This is a genomic window from Undibacterium sp. Xuan67W (assembly GCF_049340165.1).
Taxonomy (GTDB): Bacteria; Pseudomonadota; Gammaproteobacteria; order Burkholderiales; family Burkholderiaceae_D; genus Undibacterium.
In genome coordinates, this window is record NZ_JBMPPN010000001.1 from 33,761 (window position 1) to 59,349 (window position 25,589).

Here is a 25,589-nt window from a genome sequence, read left to right on the forward strand (position 1 = left end):
CAAACAATTGAGGGAGCAGAACTGGAAAACTAGTCTAATTCCATTATTAGCGGATCATCAGGTCACCGAAAAATGGCAGACATTGACCCAAATTTATATTGGCAAGATTTGCTCAAGCAGTCTGTACTCCGCATGTCAGCAATGCTGTGAATACGATCCCGGCTATTTTTTTGGTTCTATCTGCCTGAAAAAGAATTGCCAGCTTGGCTCACATAAATGGCTCGTGGACGTAAAATAGCGGCTGGTTCATTTTGAACACAGACTGAACACCCAATTTACGGAGAATTATCTTGTCAGACTACGTGACCGAAATCAGACACCCTCTGATGCAACACAAACTTACACTTATGCGCAGCAAAGACACGACGACGGACAATTTCCGCCGCTTGTTGCGCGAAATCAGCCAGATGCTGGCATATGAAGTTACTCGCGACCTACCACTGGAGAGCGTGACGATTGAAACGCCGATGGCGACGATTGAAGCGCCGACAATCAGTGGTAAGAAGCTGTGCGTCATCTCAGTATTGCGCGCTGGCAATGGCATTCTGGACGGCATGCTGGACCTTTTACCTGCAGCGCGTGTAGGCCATATCGGTCTTTACCGCGATCCGGCTACACTGGAACCAGTCGAGTATTACTTTAAAGTACCGGAAGACATCGCAGACCGACTGGTCATCGTCGTCGACCCTATGCTGGCAACAGGTAACTCCGCAATTGCTGCCATCGACCGCATCAAAAAAAGCGGCGCGACGACTATTAAGTTCGTCTGCCTGCTGGCAGCTCCGGAAGGTATCAAAGTCATGCAGGCCGCCCATCCAGATGTACCTATCGTCACGGCATCGGTTGATCAATGCCTGAATGATCATGGCTATATCGTACCGGGACTGGGTGACGCTGGTGATCGTTTATTTGGTACAAAATAAGCTTCCAGTTAAGTTTTCACTATACAAACGCATACATAGCAACACATACGGCGATTACCTCTTTTAATCTACCAGATGACTTCATCCCTTACTGCATCTTCTGCTGCTTTTGTGCCTGTATCGAAATTGCCAGAGGTTAGTACGACGATTTTTTCTGTCATGTCCGCTCTGGCAGCAGAGAAGAAAGCGGTCAATCTAGGTCAGGGGTTTCCTGACTTTGATTGTGATCCTTCTCTGATTGACGCTGTCAGTAAGGCGATGCTGGATGGGCATAATCAATATCCACCCATGGCGGGTATTCCTGTCTTTCGGGCTGAAATCGCCCGCAAGATCAAGGCCCTGTATGGCCGCGCATACGATACTGAGAGCGAAATCACGGTAACAGCGGGGGCAACGCAGGGGATTTTGACGATATTACTGGCTTGCGTACATCCGGGTGATGAAGTCATCGTGATTGAACCTGCCTATGACAGCTATGTGCCTTCAATACGCCTGGCAGGCGGCGTGCCAGTGCTGGTATCGATGGAGCTGGGACCTGAGGGTTATCAGATTCCGTGGGACAAAGTGAAAACCAGCATGACAGCGAAAACTCGCTTGCTCATGCTGAACTCACCGCACAATCCTACAGGGTCTGTGTTGAATCCGGCGGATATCCAGGCATTGAGCGCGATCGTCCGTGATACCAAAATCCTGATCGCCTCGGATGAAGTGTATGAACATATGGTGTTTGATGGCGTACGCCATGAGTCTTTATGCCGCCATGAAGAACTTGCCGAACGCAGTTTCATTATCTCCAGTTTTGGCAAGACCTATCATGTAACAGGCTGGAAAGTCGGCTATGTTGCCGCGCCAGAAGCCTTGATGCGCGAGTTTCGCAAAGTGCATCAGTTCAATGTTTTTACCGTCAACACGCCAATGCAAGTCGGGTTGGCACATTTTCTGGCGAATCCCTCACCCTATGTAGAATTGCCCGCGTTTTACCAGCAAAAACGGGACTTGTTCAGAGATGGTTTAATGAATTCGCGTTTCAAACTCTTGCCCGCGCAAGGCACTTACTTTCAATGCGTTGATTACTCCGCTGTATCGGAGCAATCAGAGCTGCATTTCGCGCGCTGGCTGACGAGTGAGGTGGGTGTCGCGGCGATTCCGGTGTCGGCGTTTTACCAGCACGGCAAAGAATCAAGGATCGTTCGCTTTTGCTTTGCAAAGCAAGAAAACACCTTGCATGCCGCATTGAAACGTTTACAGGCAATATAAGATACTCAGGCGAAGTATATTTAGAACACCTTATGAATAGTGCGGAATTGGCACTATATTTGCCTATACTCCCCTATTCACAGTAATTATTGAGTGTTTTTGAGTTTTAACTCATTATCCAGATGTTCAATATGATCTTTACGCAAAAACGCTTTTGCCTCTATCGACACACGCTGCAAAATCACATTGTGCTTACGTCGCATCAGCTTTGCATCATCCAGACAGGCATTCACAAAAAAATGTTCGTAACATGCCCGTTCAGCGACCAGAAACCAACTTTGCAATTGTTTCTGCAAAGGCTGCACCTCATCTAGCGCCGTCTCAGCGAGAAACACACTTTGTATTGTGGTCGGCGCATAACGCAAATCCAGCTTAGTAATCTGAGCGGACAAATCCTCAAGCGATATACCAATAGACTGTTGCGCAGAGTGCCCAGGAGACTGCGCTTGCACGCTAACACTCAACAAAGCTGCAAGGATCACCACGCAAGACAGCGCCGTCCTGCGAGCATAGCCGGAAAAAAACATAACCGCCATAAAAAATACTTTCATGATTTGATAAACAACTTTGGCAAGCTCGGTCCGTAAGACGCTTAAGCAGCGATCAGGCAATTGCGTCAGCGGTATGTCGCTGATCGGCATCCATATATTCTTTGGACTGCATTTCGATAATGCGTGAAACGGTGCGATGAAATTCATTCGACAAAGTACCCTGAGTATATAGCTCCTCAGGCGCAACTTCTGCGGACATGATTAACTTCACTTTATTGTCATAAAATACGTCGATCAGCCAGGTAAAACGACGCGCTTCAGACGACATCGCTGCAGACATCCGTGGAATCGACGAGAGAATGACGGTATGAAAGCGGCTGGCGATTTCGAGATAATCATTTTGCGAACGCGGACCACCGCACAAAGTAGTAAAGTCAAACCAGACCGCACTGCCGGCACGACGCAATGCTTTAATATCACGCCCTTCGATATTCACGCGCACATCCTCATCAACCGCTTCAGCGATTTTGGCGAACGCGGTACGCAATGCCTGATCAGTCGCTGCGTTGAGCGGTGTCAGGTAAGCCTGAACCTGTTCCAGCGCTCTCTTGCGATAATCATTACCCGAATCGACATTCAACACGTCCAGACGCTCTTTGAGCAAGGCGATGGTAGGCAACATACGGTCGCGGTGCAATCCGTCAGGATATAAGGTATCCGGCTGGTAATTTGAGGTCATGACGAATGACACGCCATTATCAAATAAGGCTTTAAGCAGGTTATACAAGAGCATGGCGTCCGCTACGTCAGACACATGAAACTCATCGAAACAGATCAGACGATATTTCTTGGAAATCCTGCGGGCAACTTCATCCAGCGGATCTGCAACGCCTTTCAGTTCATCCAGCTGCCGGTGAACGGCGCGCATGAACTCATGAAAATGTAGCCGGGTCTTACGCACGACAGGCACAACGGAATAGAAACTATCCATCAAAAACGACTTGCCCCGCCCCACGCCACCCCACATATACACGCCACGCGGCACATCCGGGCGCGTGATCAGCCTGGTCAACTTATTGGCACGCTTGGATTTATATTCCACCCATTCATCGTAGGCTTGCTGCAGACGATCGACTGCCCGCTGCTGTGCCTCGTCGGATTGAAACCCCCGGCGACTCAGTGCATCTTGATAAAACTCTAGAACATTCATTCTCTACCGTCGCTGTAACCAATATGAACACGCCGCTGACAGGATGGTCCCGTCAGCGGCGCTTGAATCGCAGAATAATACAAACTAACTGCGGAAGTAAGGCATGAAAAGCGCGTTACAACACGTTAAAAATATTAAAAATTTAACGAGCGCTTATCTACGGCTAACGCTGCTTCTTTCGTCGCTTCCGACAAGGATGGATGAGCGTGGCAAATACGCGCAATATCTTCTGCCGATGCACGGAATTCCATCGCAACAACCGCCTCAGCAATGAGTTCTGACGCCATAGGTCCAACGATATGAACACCAAGAATTTCGTCTGTCGTTGCATCCGCCAGGAACTTCACCATACCGGACGTATCACCTAATGCACGGGCACGGCCATTCGCCATGAACGGGAAAGTGCCTGCCTTGTAGGCAACACCATCTGCCTTCAATTGCTGTTCAGTGCGGCCAACCCAGGCGATTTCCGGAGAGGTATAAATAACCCAAGGGATCGTATTGAAGTTGACGTGGCCATGCTGACCAGCAATACGTTCAGCAACAGCAACACCCTCTTCTTCGGCCTTGTGCGCCAGCATGGGACCGCGTACGACGTCACCGACCGCCCAAACATTAGGCAAGTTAGTTTTGCAATCACCATCAACAGCGATAAAACCACGCTCATCCAGCTTCAGGCCAACACCATCTGCATTCAAGCCATTGGTGTTCGGTGTGCGTCCAATCGAGATGATCAGCTTGTCGAAGACGGCTTTGTGCTCAACGCCCTTGTCGTCGGCATAATTGACTGTCACTTCATTACCGGCGTTGACGATCTCGCCGATTTTGACGCCCAGATTGATCAACAAACCTTGCTTAACAAACAGTTTGTGCGCTTCTTTTGCGATTTGCTCATCTACCGCACCGAGGAAGGTCGGCAAAGCTTCGAGTACCGTGACTTCGGCACCAAGGCGACGCCAGACGCTACCCATTTCGAGACCGATCACACCGGCGCCGATGACACCAAGTTTCTTCGGCACTTCAGCGATATTCAATGCACCTTCGTTTGACAAAATAGTAGCTTCGTCAAAAGCAGCACCTGGCAAAGCACGTGCGTTCGAGCCTGTCGCAATAACGATATGCTTGCCGACAATAGTTTCTTCGGTTTTGCCTGCGACTTTAATTTCGTAACCGGCGGCATCAGCCTTCACGAAAGAGCCATGACCATGGAAGAAAGTCACTTTGTTCTTTTTAAACAAAAACAAGATACCGTCGTTGTTTTGCTTCACGATGGTATTTTTGCGACCTAACATCTTCCCCACATCCAGACCCAGGCCTTTAACTTCAATGCCATGATCAGCAAAAGAGTGACCTGCATGCTCGTAATGCTCGGACGATTGGAGCAGTGCTTTAGATGGAATACAGCCGACGTTAGTGCAAGTACCACCCGGTGCCGGGCCGCCTTTTTCATTGGTCCAGGCATCAATACAAGCTGTGGAAAAACCCAGTTGCGCCGCACGAATTGCCGCAATATAACCGCCAGGACCGCCGCCGATCACGACGACATCAAATTGTTTACTCATGAATATTTCCTAATGTGATCTGCTCAGTTTTTGTTCTGTTCTTATTCTGTTACTACCTTGCTGCATTGTTTCTTTCAACTCATTCTTCTTCCGGCACGAAAATCCACGCAAGCAGATAAGCGACCAGGCCAGAGCCAAAATAAAAAGAAAACAAGACAAATACCAAACGCCAGATCCAGGATTCCAAACCTGTAAATTTACCTAAGCCACCGCAGATACCACCTAGCCATTGATCCGACTTTGAGCGCCGGAACTGATTGAGGGGAATATATGCTTTGTCCGTATCAGTAAAATTATTACCGGATGAACCAGCACCAGCTGATGCATTGGTGCCATTTGCTGTATTCAGGCTTTCCAACAACTTGGCTTTGGCTTGCGAGAATTCTGCATCAGTCAGTGCGCCCGACTGGTGCAGTTCATGCAGACGTTTGATTTCGTCAGCGAGGTTCATGTTACAGATCCAATAACAGACGAGCTGGGTCTTCCAGTGCTTCCTTCATAGCTACCAGGCCTAATACTGCTTCGCGACCATCGATGATACGGTGATCGTAGGACATCGCCAGATAGTTCATCGGACGCACAACAACCTGACCGTTTTCAACGACAGCACGGTCTTTCGTTGCATGCACACCCAAAATAGCAGACTGCGGCGGATTGATAATAGGCGTAGACAGCATAGAGCCAAAAGTACCACCGTTAGAGATCGAGAACGTACCGCCAGTCAGATCATCCAGAGTCAATTTACCGTCTTTGGCTTTGGCGCCGAACTCGCCGATTTTCTTCTCAATATCGGCAATCGACATCTGGTCAGCATTACGCAGAATAGGCACTACCAGACCACGCGGAGAACCAACGGCGATACCGATATCGAAGTAACCGTGATACACAATATCGTTGCCATCTACAGATGCGTTGATGATAGGGTATTTTTTCAATGCCGCAACAGCAGCCTTAACGAAGAAAGACATGAAGCCGAGTTTGACACCGTGTTCTTTTTCGAACTTATCTTTATACTTGTTACGCAGGTCAATCACTGGCTGCATATTGACTTCGTTGAAAGTTGTCAAAATGGCGTTAGTCGATTGTGATTGCACCAGACGTTCGGCAATACGCGCGCGCAGACGGCTCATCGGCACACGTTCTTCAGGGCGGTCACCGAGATTCATCGCAGCGGGTGCAGCAACTTGCTGCAAGGCTGGTTTGCTTGCGGCAGGCGCTGCAAGCGGAGCAACTGCTGGTGCTGCTGGCTTAGCGACTGCTGCCAGTGCATCACCTTTCGTGACACGACCGTCTTTACCGGTACCATCTACAGCGCTGGCTGATAAATTATTTTCTGCCAAAATTTTCGCTGCTGCTGGCATCGCAACACCTGCTGCAGATTTTGCGGCGAGATTATTGATCGCTGCTGCAACCGGATCGACTGCTACCGTTGCAGCGGCGGCTGGAGCCGCAGGAGCAACCGCACCTGCGGATGCTTCTGTATCTAGAATCGCGATTACTTCACCAGCGACGACAGTACTGCCATCACCTTTGAGGATTTGCGTAATAACACCGGCTTCTGGACAAGGTAGTTCCAGAACGACTTTGTCAGTTTCAACGTCGATCAGATTCTCGTCGCGACCAACTGGTTCCCCTACTTTTTTATGCCAGGTCAGCAAAGTTGCTTCAGCGACTGATTCAGATAATTGCGGTACTTTTACTTCGATAATTGCCATGTTTTTCTCCGTTTCGGATAGTCATCGGGCGCAACAGCTTCTGCTGCGCCGCGTTTCACTATTGAGTGTTATTTGGTCAGGACGTAGCCCTTGAGCTTGGAAAATGCCGTATCCAGCAATGCTTTTTGTTGTGCATAGTGCTTGTCGTAGTAACCGACAGCAGGCGATGCACTGGCTGGACGACCGGCGTATGCCAGTTTTTGACCTTCATCCAGACTCTCAAAAATATTATGCTGTATCTGGAACCAAGGCCCCTGATTTTGCGGCTCATCCTGCGCCCAGATCAATTCAGCCAGATTAGGGAATTTTTTCAGCTCAGCTGAGAAACTCTTATGTGGGAACGGATACAACTGTTCCACACGAATAATCGCGGTATCCGTCTGACCACGTTCTTTACGAGCGTTAACCAGATCGTAATAAACCTTGCCTGAGCAGGCGATTACGCGCTTGACCTTCTTGGCATCAATCTTTTCATCAACTTCACCGATGACCGTATGGAAGCTGCCTTTTGCCAGTTCGGACAAAGGAGACCCTGCATCTTTGTTACGCAACAAAGACTTCGGTGTCATGATGACCAGTGGCTTACGGAACTGGCGAATCATCTGACGACGCAGCAGATGGAAAATTTGCGCTGCATTGGTCGGCTGAACCACTTGCATATTATTGTCAGCACACAATTGCAAGAAACGCTCAGGACGAGCAGATGAATGCTCAGGACCCTGACCTTCGTAACCATGCGGCAGCATCAACACCAGACCGGATGCACGACCCCACTTCACTTCGCCGGAGCTAATGAACTGATCGATCACCACTTGAGCACCATTCGCAAAATCGCCGAACTGGGCTTCCCAGATCGTCAGCGTATTTGGTTCTGCCGTTGAGTAACCATATTCAAAACCCAGTACGGCTTCTTCCGACAGTACCGAGTCAATGACGGTGAACGGTGCTTGTTTGTCAGAGATGTTTTGCAGAGGGATATAGGTGCCAGCATCCCAGCGCTCACGATTTTGATCATGCAAAACGGCGTGACGATGCACAAATGTACCGCGACCAGCATCTTGACCAGTCAGACGAATCGCATAGCCAGACGCAACCAGAGATGCATAAGCCAGATGCTCGCCCATACCCCAGTCCAGATTCATCTCACCGCGCCCCATTGTTGCGCGGTCACCCAGTACTTTTTCTACGAGACTATGTGGCTTGAAACCTTCGGGAACTGTCGTAATACGCTCAGCAAGACGCTTCAGTTCAGAAGCAGGCACTGCGGTATCGGCAGCATCCGTCCATTTGCGGTTCAGGAATGGAATCCAGTCAACCGCATACTTGTTTTTGAAGTTGGAAATAACAGGATCAACGGTGTGCTTACCGGCATCCATCGCATCACGGAAGGCTTTCACCATCTGATCGCCGCCTTCGGCTGCAATCGTGCCTTGTGCCGCCAGTTTGTCTGCGTACATTTTGCGCGTACCAGGATGCTGAGCAATTTTTTTGTACATCAGAGGCTGCGTCAGTGCTGGCGTATCTTGTTCGTTATGGCCCAATTTACGGTAGCAAATGATGTCGACGACGATGTCTTTCTTGAATTCCATACGGTAATCCAAGGCGATCTGCGTTGCCAGTACGACGGCTTCAGGATCATCTGCGTTCACGTGCAGTACCGGTGCCTCGATCATTTTCACCACATCGGAGCAATATAAGGTCGAACGTGAATCACGCGGATCTGATGTAGTAAAACCGATCTGATTGTTGATCACGAGATGGATCGTACCACCAGTACCGTAGCCACGTGTTTGCGCCAAATTCAGGGTTTCCATCACAACGCCCTGCCCTGCAAACGCCGCATCACCGTGCACGAGAATAGGCAGAACTTGTGAACCATCTTTGTCGCCACGACGCTCCATACGCGCTTTAACAGAGCCTTCAACCACTGGATTAACAATTTCCAGATGCGATGGATTAAACGCCAGAGACAAGTGAACCGGGCCGCCAGGAGTTGAAATATCGGAGGAGAAACCTTGGTGATACTTGACATCGCCCGCAGGTAGATCATCACCATGTTTGCCTTCAAATTCAGCAAACAAGTCTTGTGGCATTTTGCCTAAGGTATTGACCAAGACATTGAGCCGGCCGCGATGCGCCATACCAATGACGATTTCTTCTACGCCTCGTTCGCCAGCGCGTTGAATGGTTTCATCCATCGATGCAATGAAACTCTCACCACCCTCGAGCGAGAAGCGTTTTTGTCCTACATATTTAGTATGTAGATAACGTTCCAAACCTTCAGCGGCGGTCAGGCGATCAAGAATATGTTTTTTCTTTTCAGCAGAAAATGCTGGTGTAGAGCGAATGGATTCGAGTTTTTGCTGCAGCCAGCGCTTCTCCGTCGGATCACTGATGTACATGAATTCTGCGCCGATAGAACGGCAATAGGTATCACGCAAAGAATTCAGGAGGTCACGCAGCGACGCTGTTTCTGGTCCAAAATAGGTATTACTGATATTGAACTGAATATCCATATCGGCATCGGTGAAACCATAAAAACTTGGCTCCAGCTCTGGAATACTTGGACGTTCCTGACGTTGCAGAGGATCCAGATTAGCCCAGTGACTACCGAGGAAACGATAAGCGGCGATTAATTGCTGAGCGGCAACGCGCTTGCGCCCCATTTCAGCATCAGCAGTTGCGCTGACTGTACGAATCGGGCCTTGTTTAGCACGTTCAGCGAACGAAGCAATGACGGGTGCATGAGCAACGTCGGGCTTACTTGAGCCGTCGACAGCAGGAACGTGCTGCATCGCGTCGAAATACGCACGCCAGTTATCAGGGACTGAACCGGGATTATTGAGATACGCTTCGTAAAGTTCTTCTACGTACGGCGCATTGCCGCCGAACAAATACGAGTTGGCGTTATATTGTTGCATCATCTTGCTCACCTTTCTTCGCGTTTCGCGAGATTAGCGGGTTAATCTAACCTTCCGCGACACGGCCTGACCGGTTAGCGGATTGCACATCAAGTTGTGGGGAAGGGCTGGTTTCAAACTATCTCACTTCCAAGTCAAAATCGTCATTTACATTTATAAAAACATAACGCTTTTGAATTAAAAGTGAAATTACATCTAAAATTTCACATTCGATGCGAAGCATAGCATATTTATTGTACGAAAAAAAAGCGAGTCTTGAAGACTCGCTTTTTTTCATGTTTTTTACAATTAACCGCGCTGATCAATCGGCGGGACATCACGCTTCGGTGAGCCAACAAATAATTGACGTGGACGACCAATTTTTTGCTCTGGATCAGAAATCATTTCTTTCCACTGAGCGATCCAGCCTACAGTGCGCGCCAGGGCAAAAATACCTGTGAACAAAGAAGTTGGAATACCTAATGCTCGCTGAACAATACCTGAGTAGAAATCAACGTTTGGATACAATTTACGGGAAACAAAGTATTCATCTTCCAGCGCAATTTTTTCCAACGCCATAGCGAGTTTGAACAATGGATCATCTTGCAAACCAAGCTCATTTAATACTTCATAACAAGTTTCACGCATCAGTTTGGCACGTGGGTCGTAGTTTTTATAAACACGATGACCAAAGCCCATTAATTTAACACCAGAGTTTTTATCTTTAACTTGCGCGATAAATTCAGGGATGTTGTCAACGCTACCGATTTCTTCCAGCATGCTCAATGCAGCTTCGTTCGCACCACCATGAGCAGGACCCCATAAGCAGGCGATACCAGCAGCAATACAAGCGAATGGATTTGCGCCTGAGGAGCCAGCCAGACGCACTGTTGATGTGGACGCGTTTTGCTCGTGATCTGCATGCAAAATCAAAATACGATCCAATGCACGGACCAGTACTTCATTGACTTTATATGGCTCACATGGTGTCGAGAACATCATATGCATAAAGTTAGCGCTGTATGACAAATCATTGCGTGGATAAACAAACGGCTGGCCGATTGAATATTTGTACGCCATGGCGACCAGCGTTGGCATTTTAGCGATCAGACGAATCGCAGATACTTCACGATGATGCGGATCATTAATATCGAGAGAATCGTGATAAAACGATGCTAATGCGCCTACTGTACCGACCAGTACTGACATTGGATGCGCATCGCGACGGAAGCCGCGGAAGAAAAATTGCATCTGTTCGTGAACCATCGTGTGCTTAGTCACCGTGTCAACGAATTCAGTTTTTTGCGTCGCATTTGGCAATTCACCATTCAACAACAAATAGCAAGTTTCCAGGAAGTCGCCACCATTAACTGCCAGCTGTTCGATCGGGTAACCGCGATACAGCAATTCGCCTTTGTCGCCATCGATATAAGTGATCGAAGAGTTGCAAGCAGCAGTAGACATAAAGCCAGGATCGTAGGTGAACATACCTGTTGCACCATATAACTTGCGAATGTCGATGACATCTGGACCAACTGAGCCTTTGTAAATCGGCATTTCCAACGATGCGGAACCATCGGAAAAAGAGAGTGTTGCTTTTGTTTCAGAGTTAGTCATGGCTCTTCCTTCAATGTAGAGGTGAGTCGTTAATCAAAAAAACGCGAGAGAAAAATCGTTTTCTGTTTCAGGCTATTTGCAAGCGAGCCAATAAGGCATGCACATGTGGCAGGTCAACTTCGGCGTCTGGTTGCTTTTTCGCCAGAATCAGATCCATCAAAGTATTGTCCGGCAACTCCATCAACCTGCTGAAGGCGTCGACCTCATCATCGCTCAAGGACGTTTCATGACCATCCAGAAAACGAGTCAATATCAAATCGTTTTCCAGCAATCCACGTCTTGCTCGCCACCGGAGTCTCGCTCGCTTGACCGGATCGCTTTGGTGGGTATCAACTTTTGACTCAGACATAAATACTTTCAATACTTATTTTCATATTTCATGCCATTCTCATGAATATATTTTTTGGCATTCAAGAAAATGGCATGAAATAAGAGCGGTCAGTTAGATCAGCTTGCGCTGCAAACAGACCGCACTCTTCACTAAACTGCGCGGCGAACCATTAATTCCTTGATTTTGCCGATAGCTCTGGTTGGATTCAGACCTTTTGGACAAACATCAACGCAATTCATGATCGTGTGGCAGCGGAATAAGCGATATGGATCTTCCAGATTATCCAGGCGCTCGCTAGTTGCCTCATCACGCGAATCCGCAATAAAACGATAGGCTTGCAACAGACCTGCCGGGCCTACAAATTTGTCCGGATTCCACCAGAATGAAGGACAAGATGTCGAGCAGCATGCACAGAGAATACATTCGTACAAACCGTCCAGTTCTTCACGTTCTGCCGGTGTTTGCAGACGTTCTTTTTCTGGAGGAATAGACTCATTCATCAGGTAAGGCTTGATGGAATTGTATTGCTTGAAGAACTGCGTCATGTCCACTATCAGATCACGAATGACCGGCAAACCTGGCAAAGGACGCAAAACGATAGGCTCACTCAACTCATTTAAGTTTGTGGTGCAAGCCAAACCGTTTTTGCCATTGATATTCATCGCATCCGAGCCGCAGACACCTTCACGGCATGAGCGACGCAACGCCAGAGAGTCATCCACATCCGCTTTAATGCGCTGGAGGGCATCCAACAACATCTTGTCAGTATCTTGTAACTCCACTGTCAGATCTTGCATGTAAGGCTTGGCATCCTTGTCCGGATCATAGCGATAGATTTTAAATTTTAATGTACGTGCCATAGTGATATCTCTTTAGAATGTACGAGCTTTTGGCTTGAAGGTTTCAACAGTCAGCGGCTTGGTATTGACAGGCTTGTAGTCAAGGCGATTGCCTTCTGAGTACCACAAAGTATGCTTCATCCAATTGTCGTCATCACGTTTTTCGTAGTCACGATGCGCATGCGCACCACGAGATTCTTTACGGGCAGCGGCAGATGTAATCGTTGCTTTTGCGGTTTCGATCAGGTTATCCAACTCCAAGGCTTCTACACGTGCTGTGTTAAATACTTTGGATTTATCTTTGAACGAAACATGCTTGCGACGCTCATCCAGCTCCATAATTTCTTTGACGCCTTCTTGCAGCAATTCATCAGTACGGAATACGCCGCAGTGATATTGCATCGTCTTACGGATCGCATTTGCAACGTCTTGTACACGTTCAGTGCCTGTGCTGGTTTCCAGCTTAGCCAAGCGAGACAACGCCAGATCTGCTGCATCCGCTGGCAAATCCTTGTTACTACGAGTCTTCAAATTGCTTGCAACGATGTGATTACCCGCCGCACGACCAAACACCAACAAATCTAACAGCGAATTTGTACCAAGACGGTTTGCGCCATGAACAGAAACGCAAGCGCACTCACCGATTGCATACAAGCCGTTAACAATTTCGCTGCTACCGTTTTTAGGTGCAATTACCTGACCGTAAATATTGGTCGGGATACCACCCATCTGATAATGAATTGTCGGCACAACGGGGATCGGCTCTTTAGTCGCATCGACGTTGGCAAATTTGTGTGCGATTTCCAGAATCGACGGCAGACGTTTTTGAATTGTGTCAGCACCGATATGGCGCAGATCAAGCATGACGTGATCCTTATTCGGGCCGCAACCACGACCTTCTTTGATTTCCTGATCCATAGAACGGGAAACGAAGTCACGCGGCGCCAGATCTTTCAGTGTAGGTGCATAACGCTCCATGAAACGCTCACCCTGGCTATTCACCAGAATACCGCCCTCGCCTCGCACACCCTCAGTAATCAGGACACCCGCACCAGCCACGCCAGTTGGATGGAATTGCCAGAACTCCATATCTTCTAAGGGCAAACCTGCACGCGCCGCCATACCCATACCGTCCCCGGTATTGATAAATGCATTGGTAGATGCCGCCCAGATACGGCCAGCACCACCGGTAGCGAAAATCGTTTGCTTCGCTTCCAGCATCATGACTTCGCCAGTTTCCATTTCAAGAGCGACTACACCCAGCACATCACCATCCGCATCGCGAATCAGGTCTATCGCCATCCACTCAACGAAGAAGTGCGTACGGGCCCGGACATTACGCTGATACAGTGTATGCAAAAGCGCATGACCAGTACGATCTGCCGCAGCACATGCGCGCTGGACTGGTTTTTCACCAAAATTCGCAGTATGACCACCGAAAGGACGCTGATAAATCGTGCCATCCGCATTACGGTCAAATGGCATGCCAAAATGCTCTAATTCATATACTACTTTTGGGGCTTCACGGCACATGAATTCGATCGCATCCTGATCCCCCAGGTAATCAGAGCCTTTGACGGTATCAAACATATGCCAGTACCAGTTATCCTCTGACATATTACCCAACGAAGCACCGATACCACCTTGCGCAGCTACGGTATGCGAACGGGTAGGAAATACTTTAGACAAAACAGCGACGTTCAGGCCAGCCTCTGCCAGTTGCAGAGAAGCACGCATGCCTGAGCCACCTGCGCCAACGATCACCGCATCAAAGCGACGGGATGGGATTGCGGGTTTAATTGCTGCCACGTTTATACTCTCCACAAAATCTGTGCCGTATATCCGACACAAGCAACTAGCCACAGAATAGTGGCAACTTGAAACACAAGACGCAAAGCAACACTATGCGTGACATAATCCATCCATACATTGCGCATACCAACCCATGCGTGATAAAACAAAGCGATAAACACAGTAAATGTTGCCAGCTTAAACCATTGATGAGCAAAAATTCCCGCCCATCCTTCATAACTAAAATCATTACCCGTCAAAAACAAAACTAACAAAATGACGGTGTAGGCAGCCATTACAATTGCAGTAACGCGTTGAGCCAGCCAGTCGCGCAAACCATAATGCGCACCTACTACGAGCCGATTAGGACCAATGTTGTTGTTTGCCATTTAAAACACTCCAAATAATTTCAGGGCAACCAATGCAGTCAAAGGCAAGCTGATCGCAAGCACACCGACGGCAGATTTGCGAGCAGAGTCCTTATTCAGGCCAATATGAAGATCCATAAATAAATGACGGATGCCTGCACAAAAATGATGCAAGTAAGCCCAGGAAATCGCCAAAATAACCAACTTAACAAAAACACCTGAAGTGAAATTTTTCAACACAGCAAATGACAGCTCCGAAGTCAGGCTCTTATCAAGCAAGTACAAAATGAAAGGCATCAATAAGAACATCAGCATCCCGCTGGCACGATGTAGAATCGAGACAAAACCGGCAAGTGGCAGCCGGTATCCGGTCGCATCAATTAGCCGCATTACCCCAAAGCGAGGTTTGGCTTTTACTACTTCAGACATGAATAATCTCCCCATTAACTAGTCTGTACATGAACTTTATAATTTTCGCCTATTTTGGTGCATTGCACCAACAAAAAAGACATCCGTCTACAAAATAGTTATATCTTACTGCGATTTTCGGCTACACATGCTGACATGCAATGTGTCAACATGACCATGCACTCGTGAAAACTTTACTTAACTCAACTCGTTTTTATAATGATGCTGAGCAGTCAAATACAAACCACGACGCAATTCAACTGGCTTATCGCCATATGTGTAAGAAATGCGCTCCACCTTCAGCAAAGGGGCGCCGGCCGGCACCGCCAGCAACTCAGCAACAATGTCATCAGCACAAACAGCGCGAATTTCTTCCGACGCCCTGATCATATGCGTACCGAATTCGGTCTCAAATAAACCGTACATAGGTCCCTTGTATTCATTCAGCCTTTCCGCAGTCAGTCCTTTGAAAATAACGCCAGGCAACCACAGGTCATCCAAAATAGTCGCAACTCCTGAAAAGTACTGAACCCTACGTATAAACACCACTGAGTCACCGGACTTAATATCAAGCGCCCTCGCTACATCGGCAGGTGCACGCAGACGCTTGACTTCAACAATTTTATTTTCAGGATAATGTGGCTTCCCCTCATCCGGCACCAGACGCAAAAAACGGAATTGCGCGCGCGCCTCATGATGAGTCGCGACAAATGTCCCCTTCCCTTGCCTGCGCACAACCAGATTCTCCGCAGACAATTCGTCAATTGCTTTGCGAACCGTACCCTGACTTACTTTAAAGCGACTCGCCAGTTCGATCTCGCTAGGAATCAACTCGCCCGGCTTCCACTCGCCAGATTGCAGGCTTTGTGTAATTAACGCCTTAATTTGCTGATAAAGGGGACTAAAAGTAGGTGAAGCGCCGGGAGCAGAATGAGCATTACCTGCAATATTGGAGGTCGCGGTGTTATTCTGGTTATTTGAGGTTGGCACATTAGAATTCATAGTCTGCAATTTCACCACAAAAAGGCTCGGCAAGTCCAGAACAAACTATCAATTAATATGTCTTATATAAGACATAAGATATTCATTGACACTTAGCACGAGTCCACCTAAACTCCCGTACGAAAGTACTTAATAGAACATCCAAGACGTTTGACGGCAAAAATTTTCAGCTTACCTGAAAAGATTTTTGTGACCCGCCAAACTGGCAGGTCAACATCGCAGCATCAGAAAGACAACTAACAAGCACTATAGTTCTAACGCAATCAAAGTAAAGCCCAAAACCTGAATGATCCCCAAATGAGTGAGTCTGACCGATCGGAACCAAACTCAAAAAAACAGAAGTCTGCCGTGAATTTGGCTGACTCTCTGCGTTTTCAACGGTATCATTGTGTGTTGACTTGCTTGGCAAGCACATCAAAATGATGGCTGGCAAAAGCTAGATTTGAACATTGTTTTTACACCACCTCGGAGATGCATCATGGCAAAATCCCCTATGCGCGTTGCTGTAACAGGCGCTGCTGGCCAAATCGGCTATTCCCTTTTATTCCGTATCGCCAATGGCGACATGCTGGGCAAAGACCAGCCAGTCATTTTGCAATTGTTAGAAATCCCTGACGAAAAAGCGCAAAAAGCGCTCAAAGGCGTCATGATGGAGATTGACGATTGCGCATTCCCATTACTGAGCGGCATGACAGCTCACAGTGATCCAATGACCGCATTCAAAGATATCGACGTAGCATTGTTAGTTGGTGCGCGTCCACGCGGCCCTGGCATGGAACGTAAAGACCTGCTGGAAGCGAATGCACAGATTTTCACCGTACAAGGTAAAGCACTGGACGCTGTTGCTTCCCGCAATGTCAAAGTGCTGGTTGTTGGCAATCCAGCCAACACCAACGCATACATCGCAATGAAATCCGCACCAAGTCTGCCATCGAAAAACTTCACGGCAATGCTGCGTCTGGACCACAACCGCGCTCTGTCTCAGGTAGCCGCCAAAATCGGCAAGCCAGTCGCAGCGATTGAAAAACTCTGCGTGTGGGGCAATCACTCTCCTACAATGTACGCCGACTATCGCTTCGCAACTGCAGATGGCGCATCCGTCAAAGATCTGATCAACGACCAGGTCTGGAACAAAGACGTATTTTTGCCGACCGTCGGCAAACGTGGCGCAGCCATCATTGAAGCACGCGGCCTGTCCTCTGCAGCGTCCGCAGCCAATGCGGCGATTGATCACGTACGTGACTGGGTTCTGGGAACAAACGGCAAATGGACAACCATGGGCATCCCTTCCGATGGCTCTTATGGCATCCCTGAAGGCACAATGTTTGGCTTCCCTGTCACAACAGAAAATGGCGAATACTCCATCGTTCAAGGTTTGGAAATTGATGAGTTTTCGCGTGAACGCATCAACGTCACACTCAAAGAATTGCAAGAAGAGCGTGATGGTGTCAAACACCTGGTAGGCTAAACCATCAGGAGCTGGTTTGATGTATTGCGTCAAACCAGCTAATTATTTTCTAACAGCGTGACAATGCATCCTTCCCAAGTCTTATTTCAGGATCAGCAACAACCGGTCTTATTGCCGGCCTGTGACCATTATGCTGGATCTGAAAAATTGATGCATAAATCCATCAGCTTACAAAACGATCTAGGCCCCGTATTTGACATCACGCTTGACTGTGAGGACGGCGCTGCGACAGGCAATGAATCAGATCACGCCATACTAGTCGCTAATCTGATTGCATCAGAACAAAATCAATTTCAACGCATTGGTGTGCGCGTTCACGATGTGGACAGTCCCTATTTTGAACTAGACATCGCCATCATTGCCCCGATTGCTGCGAGCAAACTTGCCTATCTGGTTCTGCCAAAGATCAATAGTGCTCAGCAAGTCAAACACGCAATTGACAAAGTAAATCAACAGTTCTCCCCGCATCGCCCATCGCCTTTACCTATACATGTACTGATAGAGACGCACGGTGCGCTTGCCGAAGTACAGCAGATCGCAGCCATTCCGCAAATCGCCTGTCTGTCATTCGGCATCATGGATTTCGTCTCAGCTCATTACGGCGCAATCCCTTCAAATGCCATGCGTTCTCCCGGACAGTTTACACACCCTCTGGTCATGCGCGCAAAGCTGGAAATAGCAGCCGCCTGCCATCGGTTTGGGAAAATCGCGTCACACAATGTAACCACAGAAATCAAAGACACTGCTATTGTCGCGGGTGACGCGACACGCGCGATGATGGAGTGCGGTTATACCAGAATGTGGAGCATACATCCCGACCAAATCAAGCCAATAGTCAAGGCATTGTCACCAAGGAGTGCTGAGATTAACGAGGCAATCAGCATTTTGGGGGCAGCTCAACAAAAAGAATGGGGACCAATCCAGCTTAACGGACGTCTTCATGACAGAGCAAGTTACCGTTACTATTGGACTTTATTAAAAAGAGCACAGCAAAGTCAGATTCAGTTACCGGAACAAGGCTATGCTTTCATGTAATTCAGCAGTAACGATCATAAGATATACGGAGATACAGATGAAGAAATTTTTACAAATTATTAACTGCGTCATTCTGAGCCTTGGGCTATCACAAGTATCGGCTAATGCACAAACAACACCCGCACCAAAAACCAAGGTGGCGACAAAAACGCCCAAGGCAGCAGCAAAACCAGCAGCGCCCGTGGCACTTGACGACGACGACGGCGAGCCCGATGTCAAGGAAAGTAAAACCTTTGAGTACAAATGTGAGCTCGGCAACGTACTGACGATGTACACCAACGCTGATGACGACAAACACATGGCAATGCGCTGGAAAAAACGCCTGTATCGTCTGACCCGCATGGAAACAACTACCGGCGCGCATCGCTTTGAAAACCGTAAAGCAGGCCTCCTCTGGATCGGCATCCCTGCAAAAGGTCTGTTACTAGATTCGCATCGTGGTCAGCAATTGGCGAATGAATGCAAAACGACCGACCAGGTGATTGCCGAAGTTGAGTTAAAAACCCAGGCAGCAATACAAGCAAAATAAGTAGTCGTATCAAGTTAAAAAAACGCAGTAAAAATTGTAAGCAGTAATAAGTAAGACGATTAGTTTTGATGATTGATTTTCGTAAAAATAAGGAACAGCCATGAGCCAAAATGCGTATAAAGATGCATTCAAAACCCTGAAAGATTTTAAGATTTCAGATTCCAAAAAAGGTAAATTTTATTCCCTGCCCGCTCTGGAAAAAAATCTGGGGGCGAAAATCTCACGCTTGCCAGTCTCCATCCGCGTGGTACTCGAATCCGTTTTGCGCAACTGCGACGGCAAAAAAGTCACTGAAGAGCATGTCAAACAGCTCGCCAACTGGAGCGCTAAAGCTGATCGCACTGATGAGATCCCGTTTGTAGTTTCCCGTGTTGTTTTGCAAGATTTCACAGGTGTTCCACTGCTGGCTGACTTGGCTGCAATGCGCAACGTCGCTGCCAAGCAAGGCAAAAATCCTAAAAATATCGAACCACTGGTGCCGGTTGATCTGGTGGTCGATCACTCCGTACAAATCGATCATTTCCGTGAAAAGAAAGCACTCGACCTGAACATGAAACTGGAATTTTCTCGTAACAACGAGCGCTATCAGTTCATGAAATGGGGTATGCAAGCGTTCGATACATTCGGCGTGGTTCCTCCAGGTTTTGGTATCGTTCACCAGGTCAATCTGGAATATCTGGCGCGCGGCGTTCACAAAATTAAAGATGCGAAGAAAAACGACATCTACTACCCAGACACTCTGGTCGGTACAGACTCTCACACCACAATGATCAACGGTATTGGTGTAGTTGGCTGGGGTGTGGGCGGTATCGAAGCAGAAGCTGGCATGCTCGGTCAGCCAGTCTACTTCCTGACACCTGACGTAGTCGGCGTGAACCTGACAGGCGCACTGCGCGAAGGTTGCACTGCAACGGATCTGGTACTGACTATTACTGAACTGCTGCGCAAAGCAAAAGTCGTTGGTAAATTCGTTGAATTCTTCGGCGAAGGTACACGCACTTTATCCCTGACAGATCGTGCAACCATCGCCAACATGGCGCCGGAATACGGTGCTACGATGGGCTTCTTCCCTGTTGATGAAGCCACTATTGACTATTTCAAAGGCACCGGCCGTACTAAAGCAGAAATCGACGCATTCGAAGGCTATTTCAAAGCCCAGAAGATGTTCGGCATCCCTAAGGCTGGCGACATTGACTACACGACAGAAATCTCTCTCGATCTGTCCACTGTAGCACCTTCATTAGCCGGCCCTAAACGCCCGCAAGACCGTATCGAAATCGGCAACGTAAAATCCACTTTTGCCGACCTGTTTGCCAAACCAACATCCGAAAACGGCTTTAATAAAAAAGCAGGAGACCTAGATGCGGTCTACACCAATTCTGACAACGTAAAGGTCAAAAACGGTGACGTCCTGATTGCCGCGATTACCTCTTGCACCAACACATCCAACCCTAGCGTCTTGCTGGCAGCTGGCTTGCTGGCGAAAAAAGCGGTTGAAGCCGGCTTAAAAGTTGCACCACATATTAAAACTTCGCTGGCGCCTGGCTCCCGTGTCGTCACTAAATATCTGGAAGCAGCAGGATTGCTGCCATACCTGGAAAAACTCGGTTTCGGCGTCACTGCTTACGGCTGTACAACCTGCATCGGTAATGCAGGCGATCTGACTCCGGCGATGAACGAAGCCATCGTAGCGAACGATATCGTGGCATCCGCTATTTTGTCCGGCAACCGCAACTTCGAAGCACGTATTCACCCGAATATCCGCTCCAACTTCCTGGCATCACCTCCATTGGTTGTTGCTTACGCGATTGCTGGCAACATGACGAAGGATCTGATGACAGAACCAGTTGGTCGCGTCAAAGGTAAAGATATTTTCCTGGGCGACATCTGGCCAACCAGTGCAGAAATCAACAAGTTGATGAAGTTTGCGATGAACTCTAAAACGTTCAAAGATAACTACGCAGACGTTAAAGGTGCGCCAGGCAAACTGTGGGAAAACATCAAAGGCGTGGCGGAAGGTGAAGTCTACAACTGGCCTACATCTACCTACATCGCTGAACCACCGTTCTTCGCTGACTTCACGATGGAACCAAAAGCGGCTGCGACAGGTATCACCGGTGCACGTGCACTCGGCGTGTTCGGTGATTCGATCACGACTGACCATATTTCCCCAGCAGGTTCAATCAAAGAATCCAGCCCTGCAGGTAAATGGCTGAAAGAAAACGGTGTCTTGAAAGCCGATTTCAACTCATACGGTTCACGTCGCGGCAATCACGAAATCATGATGCGCGGTACATTTGCCAATGTCCGCATCAAGAATTTGATGATCCCTGCAAAAGAAGATGGCTCCCGTGTTGAAGGCGGCGAAACCCTGTTCCAGCCAACTGGCGAGCCTATGGCCATCTACGACGCAGCGATGAAGTACATTACTGACGGCGTACCTACCATGATCTTTGGTGGCGAAGAATATGGTACTGGTTCCTCACGCGACTGGGCGGCTAAAGGCACGCAATTGCTGGGCGTAAAAGCAGTCATCGCCCGTTCATTCGAACGTATTCACCGCTCGAATCTGGTGGGCATGGGCGTATTGCCACTGCAATTTCTGGGCACAGATAGCGTTGATTCCTTAGGTATCACAGGCACAGAATCCTACGACCTGAAAGGGATTGAAGATGACATCAAACCACAACAGCAAGTAACGCTAGTGATCAATCGTGCCAACGGTGACAAGCAAGAAGTCAAAGTTCTGCTTCGCATCGATACACCGATCGAAGTGGATTACTACAAACACGGTGGCATCTTGCCGTTCGTATTACGTCAGTTGTTGGCTGCCTAAGTTTTAGCGGCTGTCAATGCACTAGCGTCAATGACGGCCTCGATTAATCAATCACGGATACAGTCTTATTGCCGTGATTGATTCATTGATCTGACGTACAGCGTCAGTAAAATGAAAAACCACCCAAAAAGACCGGAAATTTTCCGGTCTTTTTTATTGCTTGTTCCTGAAAGAATCCTGTAAGTCTCGGAGCGTAATCTTTGACACGTTTGATTGATTCGCGTGCAGACTCGCGTGATTCATCCAAAGATTATCTTAAAACCAAGGAGACATTATGTGGAAAATTGCCGTAGCCTTTATCGTTTTTGCCGGAGCTGCTTTATTCTTTATTTTTAAAGCTGGCGACAAAGTGAACATGCAAGGTGAGGCAGCTGGTCACGATATGACGGAAGTTCATTCAGCGAGCGCTACAGCATCAGCACCAGCAGCTCCCATTCCCGCTGACACTGCTGCATCGTTAGCAACATCCGCAACGCCAACCGCTCCAGCGAGTACTGCGTCAGAATCTGCTTCTTCCAAATAAGTCACAAAGTAACCTTAGTTAAAGCAACTTGAGGCAAGTTGAAAATAGTTTGATATCACTACTAAAAGATATGGGCATAAAAATCCGGTGCATGTCACCGGGTTTTTATTTTTCTAATTTCATTGGTCTTACTAAGCAATGATGTCAGCATAGCGAACAGGTGAATATGCGCAACAGAAATTCATATACTCCCCATATACAAGAATATAATATGCCTTAATTCGCAATAAAATAAAGGGCATTTAAAATATACTACCCCTTAGTATACAGAAAACAATCTCAATCCGACTCTTGAGGTAGCGCAATCGTTCGCAACTGAAACCGGCCATCATCATTAAACAACCAGGTTTCGATTAACTCCAATCGTCCATTTTTTACCAGATACGACGCCGGCTTAGGGTAAGGCGCACTGCCACGCAAACTTGCCAAGGCAATTTTTTCTGCTGCCTGATCATGATTGGTACGCATTAATTCGCTACTGAGCAACTTACCATCAGCATTGATGGCAAACTTAACGACGATCACTGCCCGCAACAGCGCCTGCGGCCGGTCAGAATAAGTCGAGCTCGCGTTCTCACGACTGATATGCTGAGCCAGATCCTTTTTATAACCATTCAGAGTAAACGCCGATGAGTTAGTCGATTTTGTCGGTGCTGGCGGTTTTTTCGTCTCTTGCGGTACCCCTGGCTTGCTCGGCTGGTCTAACGGACGGCTTGCGCATCCGGCAAGCAAGCAAAAAAGAAAAAGGCTTAGTTTTGGACGTTGCATCATGAATTTCCCTTACTGTGCGATATATTTCCACACCAGATTATCTGCACCAGGCATCTCATGCATCTAGGCTTTCAAGCGCCTGGGTGATGTCATTAATCAGATCTTCTGCATCCTCTAGCCCAATATTAAAACGCACCAAAATTCCGTCGTGCGACCAATGCTGACGCATCTGTTTAATCCGGTAAGGTACGCACAAACTATGCGCCCCACCCCAGCTAAAACCGATTTTAAATAATTGCAGTGCATCGACAAAACGATCGGTCTGCTCTTCGGTGTAACGTGCATCAAACAAGACCGAGAACAAACCACCTGCGCCGGTAAAATCGCGCTTCCAGATTTCGTGCCCCGGACACTCCGCAAGAGCAGGATGCAAAACTTTGCTGATCTCCGGTCGGGTCTGTAACCACGCAGCGACTTTGCGTGCGCTCGCATCATGTGCGTCAAAACGCAACTTCAGTGTCGGTAAATTACGCAGAACCAAATACGCATCATCCATGCCGACGCCAAAACCTAAACGCATATGCGCGGCCTGCAAGCGGGCGTTCAACGTCTGATCACGCGTGATTACCGCCCCCATTAACACGTCAGAGCCGCCGCTTTGATATTTGGTCAGTGCCTGCATGATGATATCCACGCCATAGTCAAACGCTGGAAAAGCAACACCAGCGGACCAGGTATTATCCAATGCGACCAAAACGCCTTTGGCGTGCGCAGCATCACAGATTGCGGGAATATCAGGCACCTCCATCGTTACAGATCCCGGCGCCTCAGCCCAAATCAGCCTAGTGTTATCCCGTATCAGATCCGAAATACCCGCACCAATCATTGGATCGTAATAGCGCGCACTGATACCAAAGCTACGTGCCAGCCAGTCACCTAATTCACGGTTCGGGTTATAGGCGTTGTCAGGAATAAGAACATCGTCACCACTTTGCAGAAATGCCATGTCAACCAGCGTAATCGCCGCCAAGCCACTGGGGACGAGTAAACAATGTTCGCCCTGCTCTATTTCGGCCAGTCTGGCTTCTAAAGTAAAACTCGTCGGCGTGCCGTGTAGACCATAGGTATAGGCCGATTTATTTTGCCAGCTGCGCTCGCGCATCGCTGCTACGTTTTTAAACAAGACAGTTGAGGCATGGTGTATCCCCACAGGAAATGCAGCGAAACCCTCGGGTGCCTGGTAGTCAGAATGGACTAAGGCAGTATTGCTACCGTGCTTTTTGGATGTGGTCATAATTGATGTCAAAAGAGTGCATTTCAATCACAATGCGATGACATGATTTTACGATGTTTAATCTGAGGCTGAGCACATTGTGCTGTAACAAGACATTACGGTTACGCGGTGAAATACCGGAGAAGTCTTATGATAGCGGAAGTTGATGGTGAAAATTAAATGCGGGCGCCATGCCGTTGCTGAACGAAATGGGTCAAAAATGGCGCAGATAGATATCAGGTTAATTTGATAGAGAAACAACAGACACAACTGGAACTCACTTCACTGCTACTTCTATTGATGAAGTAAGTAAGTTCTATTTTATATCCGTCGTTTTTTTAACTGACTTGGTTGGCGCCGTGTTAGCCGAGGTATTTGCGACAGGCACCATTTCGAGTACAAAATCTTTGACTACCTTGCCATCATCAGATTGCCATTTACCGCGCAATACCCTGCCCTCAAGCTTGCCATCCCATTGCCCCGAGACATCAACGCCATCCTCAGATTCTTCCATACTTAAAACGTCACCGGTGACTTCACCCGCCAATAAAATTTTGTTACCTTTATTACGGCTGCTGCCAATGACAAGATAATCACCCTCAACACTATCAATATCCTCAACTTTGGGCTGAATACGCATTTGCACGGTGTCATCTCCCAATTTGCCACGCCATTGATGCGCTTGCTTGAGAACAGAAACGGTAACAGCCTTGACGAGTTGAGCTTGCGCCAAGGCTGTCAGAGATAGGACAATACACATCAGAGCGACGACGAGGCCACTCATGCTCGATCGGAGTTGT

The 25,589-nt window shown here is 48.1% G+C and carries 23 protein-coding genes; 7 read left to right on the forward strand and 16 right to left on the reverse strand.

Going from position 1 to position 25,589, the window contains the following annotated elements:
* Positions 1-287: 287 nt before the first annotated feature.
* Complete coding sequence (upp, locus tag ACO0LE_RS00155; protein ID WP_422958684.1) at positions 288-923, forward strand: uracil phosphoribosyltransferase; 636 nt, start codon at positions 288-290, stop codon at positions 921-923.
* A 75-nt stretch (positions 924-998) separates the two neighbouring features.
* Positions 999-2,180, forward strand: a complete 1,182-nt coding sequence (locus ACO0LE_RS00160; protein ID WP_422958409.1) for a pyridoxal phosphate-dependent aminotransferase — start codon at positions 999-1,001, stop codon at positions 2,178-2,180.
* 86 nt (positions 2,181-2,266) lie between these two features.
* Here ACO0LE_RS00160 and ACO0LE_RS00165 read toward each other — a convergent pair whose 3' ends face one another.
* From ACO0LE_RS00165 to ACO0LE_RS00225, 13 genes are all read right to left on the reverse strand, one after another.
* Positions 2,267-2,821: a hypothetical protein gene (locus ACO0LE_RS00165; RefSeq protein ID WP_422958694.1), complete on the reverse strand. Its 555-nt coding sequence runs from the start codon at positions 2,819-2,821 to the stop codon at positions 2,267-2,269.
* Complete coding sequence (gene zapE / locus ACO0LE_RS00170) at positions 2,784-3,881, reverse strand: cell division protein ZapE (RefSeq protein WP_422958410.1); 1,098 nt, start codon at positions 3,879-3,881, stop codon at positions 2,784-2,786. Before zapE ends, ACO0LE_RS00165 begins: the two co-directional genes overlap by 38 nt.
* Before the next feature lie 134 nt (positions 3,882-4,015).
* Entirely contained in the window at positions 4,016-5,443 is a 1,428-nt protein-coding gene (gene lpdA, locus ACO0LE_RS00175; RefSeq protein WP_422958411.1) for a dihydrolipoyl dehydrogenase, read from the reverse strand.
* A 79-nt stretch (positions 5,444-5,522) separates the two neighbouring features.
* The gene (locus ACO0LE_RS00180; RefSeq protein ID WP_422958412.1) at positions 5,523-5,894 is read right to left on the reverse strand and encodes a PspC domain-containing protein; all 372 of its coding nucleotides are present in this window, start codon (positions 5,892-5,894) and stop codon (positions 5,523-5,525) included.
* 1 nt (position 5,895) lies between these two features.
* Positions 5,896-7,158, reverse strand: coding sequence for a 2-oxoglutarate dehydrogenase complex dihydrolipoyllysine-residue succinyltransferase (gene odhB / locus ACO0LE_RS00185; RefSeq protein ID WP_422958413.1), 1,263 nt, complete (start codon positions 7,156-7,158; stop codon positions 5,896-5,898).
* A gap of 68 nt (positions 7,159-7,226) precedes the next feature.
* Positions 7,227-10,082 carry a 2-oxoglutarate dehydrogenase E1 component gene (locus ACO0LE_RS00190; protein ID WP_422958414.1) on the reverse strand — a complete coding sequence of 952 codons (2,856 nt, stop codon included), beginning with the start codon at positions 10,080-10,082 and terminating at the stop codon, positions 7,227-7,229.
* 285 nt (positions 10,083-10,367) lie between these two features.
* On the reverse strand, positions 10,368-11,675 hold the full coding sequence (gene gltA, locus ACO0LE_RS00195; RefSeq protein WP_422958415.1) for a citrate synthase: 1,308 nt from the start codon (positions 11,673-11,675) through the stop codon (positions 10,368-10,370).
* A 67-nt stretch (positions 11,676-11,742) separates the two neighbouring features.
* On the reverse strand, positions 11,743-12,024 hold the full coding sequence (locus ACO0LE_RS00200; protein WP_422958416.1) for a succinate dehydrogenase assembly factor 2: 282 nt from the start codon (positions 12,022-12,024) through the stop codon (positions 11,743-11,745).
* Positions 12,025-12,155: 131 nt separating this feature from the next.
* Positions 12,156-12,866, reverse strand: coding sequence for a succinate dehydrogenase iron-sulfur subunit (locus tag ACO0LE_RS00205; protein ID WP_422958417.1), 711 nt, complete (start codon positions 12,864-12,866; stop codon positions 12,156-12,158).
* 12 nt (positions 12,867-12,878) lie between these two features.
* A complete protein-coding gene (gene sdhA, locus ACO0LE_RS00210) occupies positions 12,879-14,654 on the reverse strand; it encodes a succinate dehydrogenase flavoprotein subunit (RefSeq protein WP_422956885.1) in 1,776 nt (591 codons plus the stop codon).
* Positions 14,655-14,656: 2 nt separating this feature from the next.
* Positions 14,657-15,025 carry a succinate dehydrogenase, hydrophobic membrane anchor protein gene (gene sdhD / locus ACO0LE_RS00215; RefSeq protein ID WP_422958418.1) on the reverse strand — a complete coding sequence of 123 codons (369 nt, stop codon included), beginning with the start codon at positions 15,023-15,025 and terminating at the stop codon, positions 14,657-14,659.
* Entirely contained in the window at positions 15,026-15,433 is a 408-nt protein-coding gene (gene sdhC, locus ACO0LE_RS00220) for a succinate dehydrogenase, cytochrome b556 subunit (protein ID WP_422958419.1), read from the reverse strand.
* Positions 15,434-15,610: 177 nt separating this feature from the next.
* Positions 15,611-16,414, reverse strand: a complete 804-nt coding sequence (locus ACO0LE_RS00225; RefSeq protein WP_422958420.1) for a GntR family transcriptional regulator — start codon at positions 16,412-16,414, stop codon at positions 15,611-15,613.
* A gap of 478 nt (positions 16,415-16,892) precedes the next feature.
* Here ACO0LE_RS00225 and ACO0LE_RS00230 point away from each other — a divergent pair, with 478 nt between their 5' ends.
* The 5 genes from ACO0LE_RS00230 (at position 16,893) to ACO0LE_RS00250 (ending at position 22,805) form a co-directional block, all read left to right on the forward strand.
* On the forward strand, positions 16,893-17,882 hold the full coding sequence (locus ACO0LE_RS00230; RefSeq protein ID WP_422958421.1) for a malate dehydrogenase: 990 nt from the start codon (positions 16,893-16,895) through the stop codon (positions 17,880-17,882).
* A gap of 63 nt (positions 17,883-17,945) precedes the next feature.
* Entirely contained in the window at positions 17,946-18,917 is a 972-nt protein-coding gene (locus tag ACO0LE_RS00235) for an HpcH/HpaI aldolase/citrate lyase family protein (protein WP_422958422.1), read from the forward strand.
* Between the two features lie 37 nt (positions 18,918-18,954).
* On the forward strand, positions 18,955-19,446 hold the full coding sequence (locus ACO0LE_RS00240; RefSeq protein ID WP_422958423.1) for a hypothetical protein: 492 nt from the start codon (positions 18,955-18,957) through the stop codon (positions 19,444-19,446).
* 100 nt (positions 19,447-19,546) lie between these two features.
* Complete coding sequence (gene acnA, locus ACO0LE_RS00245; protein WP_422958424.1) at positions 19,547-22,282, forward strand: aconitate hydratase AcnA; 2,736 nt, start codon at positions 19,547-19,549, stop codon at positions 22,280-22,282.
* A gap of 274 nt (positions 22,283-22,556) precedes the next feature.
* Positions 22,557-22,805: a hypothetical protein gene (locus ACO0LE_RS00250; RefSeq protein WP_422958425.1), complete on the forward strand. Its 249-nt coding sequence runs from the start codon at positions 22,557-22,559 to the stop codon at positions 22,803-22,805.
* 279 nt (positions 22,806-23,084) lie between these two features.
* Here ACO0LE_RS00250 and ACO0LE_RS00255 read toward each other — a convergent pair whose 3' ends face one another.
* From ACO0LE_RS00255 to ACO0LE_RS00265, 3 genes are all read right to left on the reverse strand, one after another.
* Positions 23,085-23,573 (reverse strand): energy transducer TonB, encoded by a 489-nt coding sequence (locus ACO0LE_RS00255; protein ID WP_422958426.1) that lies wholly within the window; start codon positions 23,571-23,573, stop codon positions 23,085-23,087.
* 58 nt (positions 23,574-23,631) lie between these two features.
* Complete coding sequence (locus ACO0LE_RS00260) at positions 23,632-24,810, reverse strand: cystathionine beta-lyase (protein WP_422958427.1); 1,179 nt, start codon at positions 24,808-24,810, stop codon at positions 23,632-23,634.
* A 295-nt stretch (positions 24,811-25,105) separates the two neighbouring features.
* Positions 25,106-25,573 carry a hypothetical protein gene (locus ACO0LE_RS00265; protein WP_422958428.1) on the reverse strand — a complete coding sequence of 156 codons (468 nt, stop codon included), beginning with the start codon at positions 25,571-25,573 and terminating at the stop codon, positions 25,106-25,108.
* Between the last annotated feature and the right edge of the window lie 16 nt (positions 25,574-25,589).